This is a genomic window from Erwinia sp. GW821-FHT03D09 (assembly GCF_059420805.1).
In genome coordinates this window covers 1-2,957 of the sequence record NZ_JBWKUK010000038.1, presented here as the reverse complement: position 1 = coordinate 2,957, position 2,957 = coordinate 1, and the positions used below count along the sequence as shown (strand labels likewise).

General features: G+C 53.8%; 1 rRNA gene. It reads right to left on the bottom strand.

The features are described 5' to 3' along the window. Positions 1-23 precede the first annotated feature (23 nt). Positions 24-2,930 (bottom strand): 23S ribosomal RNA (locus AC07U6_RS22145). Between the last annotated feature and the right edge of the window lie 27 nt (positions 2,931-2,957).

Sequence of the window (2,957 nt, the reverse complement as noted above, 5' to 3'; positions counted from 1 at the left end):
CACCAGAACGCTTCTGGTGTTGTAAGGTTAAGCCTCACGGGTCATTAGTACCGGTTAGCTCAACGCATCGCTGCGCTTACACACCCGGCCTATCAACGTCGTCGTCTTCAACGTCCCTTCAGGACCCTTAAAGGGTCAGGGAGAACTCATCTCGAGGCAAGTTTCGCGCTTAGATGCTTTCAGCGCTTATCTTTTCCGCACTTAGCTACCGGGCAGTGCCATTGGCATGACAACCCGAACACCAGTGGTGCGTTCACTCCGGTCCTCTCGTACTAGGAGCAACCCCTCTCAATTCTCCAGCGCCCACGGCAGATAGGGACCGAACTGTCTCACGACGTTCTAAACCCAGCTCGCGTACCACTTTAAACGGCGAACAGCCGTACCCTTGGGACCTACTTCAGCCCCAGGATGTGATGAGCCGACATCGAGGTGCCAAACACCGCCGTCGATATGAACTCTTGGGCGGTATCAGCCTGTTATCCCCGGAGTACCTTTTATCCGTTGAGCGATGGCCCTTCCATTCAGAACCACCGGATCACTATGACCTGCTTTCGCACCTGCCCGAGCCGTCACTCTCGCAGTCAAGCTGGCTTATGCCATTGCACTAACCTCCTGATGTCCGACCAGGATTAGCCAACCTTCGTGCTCCTCCGTTACTCTTTGGGAGGAGACCGCCCCAGTCAAACTACCCACCAGACACTGTCCGCAACCCGGATTACGGGTCTACGTTAGAACACCAGCCATTAAAGGGTGGTATTTCAAGGATGGCTCCACGCAGACTGGCGTCCACGCTTCAAAGCCTCCCACCTATCCTACACATCAAGGACCAGTGTTCAGTGTCAAGCTGTAGTAAAGGTTCACGGGGTCTTTCCGTCTTGCCGCGGGTACACTGCATCTTCACAGCGAGTTCAATTTCACTGAGTCTCGGGTGGAGACAGCCTGGCCATCATTACGCCATTCGTGCAGGTCGGAACTTACCCGACAAGGAATTTCGCTACCTTAGGACCGTTATAGTTACGGCCGCCGTTTACCGGGGCTTCGATCAAGAGCTTCTCCGCGAGGATAACCCCATCAATTAACCTTCCGGCACCGGGCAGGCGTCACACCGTATACGTCCACTTTCGTGTTTGCACAGTGCTGTGTTTTTAATAAACAGTTGCAGCCAGCTGGTATCTTCGACTGCCTTCGGCTCCGTGAGCAAGTCACTTCACCTGATGACAGCGTGCCTTCTCCCGAAGTTACGGCACCATTTTGCCTAGTTCCTTCACCCGAGTTCTCTCAAGCGCCTTGGTATTCTCTACCTGACCACCTGTGTCGGTTTGGGGTACGATTTGATGTTACCTGATGCTTAGAGGCTTTTCCTGGAAGCAGGGCATTTGTTACTTCAGCACCGTAGTGCCTCGTCATCACACCTCAGCGTTAAAAAGGTACCGGATTTACCTGGAACCTCCGCCTACATGCTTAAACCGGGACAACCGTCGCCCGGCTAACATAGCCTTCTCCGTCCCCCCTTCGCAGTAACACCAAGTACAGGAATATTAACCTGTTTCCCATCGACTACGCCTTTCGGCCTCGCCTTAGGGGTCGACTCACCCTGCCCCGATTAACGTTGGACAGGAACCCTTGGTCTTCCGGCGAGCGGGCTTTTCACCCGCTTTATCGTTACTTATGTCAGCATTCGCACTTCTGATACCTCCAGCAGACCTCACAGTCCACCTTCTGCGGCTTACAGAACGCTCCCCTACCCAACAACGCATAAGCGTCGCTGCCGCAGCTTCGGTGCATGGTTTAGCCCCGTTACATCTTCCGCGCAGGCCGACTCGACCAGTGAGCTATTACGCTTTCTTTAAATGATGGCTGCTTCTAAGCCAACATCCTGGCTGTCTGTGCCTTCCCACATCGTTTCCCACTTAACCATGACTTTGGGACCTTAGCTGGCGGTCTGGGTTGTTTCCCTCTTCACGACGGACGTTAGCACCCGCCGTGTGTCTCCCGTGATAACATTCTCCGGTATTCGCAGTTTGCATCGGGTTGGTAAGCCGGGATGGCCCCCTAGCCGAAACAGTGCTCTACCCCCGGAGATGAGTTCACGAGGCGCTACCTAAATAGCTTTCGGGGAGAACCAGCTATCTCCCGGTTTGATTGGCCTTTCACCCCCAGCCACAAGTCATCCGCTAATTTTTCAACATTAGTCGGTTCGGTCCTCCAGTTAGTGTTACCCAACCTTCAACCTGCCCATGGCTAGATCACCGGGTTTCGGGTCTATACCCTGCAACTTAACGCCCAGTTAAGACTCGGTTTCCCTGCGGCTCCCCTATACGGTTAACCTTGCTACAGAATATAAGTCGCTGACCCATTATACAAAAGGTACGCAGTCACACCCCGAAGGATGCTCCCACTGCTTGTACGTACACGGTTTCAGGTTCTTTTTCACTCCCCTCCCGGGGTTCTTTTCGCCTTTCCCTCACGGTACTGGTTCACTATCGGTCAGTCAGGAGTATTTAGCCTTGGAGGATGGTCCCCCCATCTTCAGACAGGATATCACGTGTCCCGCCCTACTCATCGAACTCACAGCCAGTGTGTCTTTGTGTACGGGGCTGTCACCCTTTGCTGCGCGACTTTCCAGACGCTTCCACTGACACACAAACTGATTCAGGTTCCGGGCTGTTCCCCGTTCGCTCGCCGCTACTGGGGGAATCTCGGTTGATTTCTTTTCCTCGGGGTACTTAGATGTTTCAGTTCCCCCGGTTCGCCTCATGCCACTATGTATTCATGACATGATAGTGTGACGAGTCACACTGGGTTTCCCCATTCGGGTATCGCCGGTTATAACGGTTCATATCACCTTACCGACGCTTATCGCAGATTAGCACGCCCTTCATCGCCTCTGACTGCCCAGGCATCCACCGTGTACGCTTAGTCGCTTAACCTCACAACCCACAAGCGTCCCGAAAGAC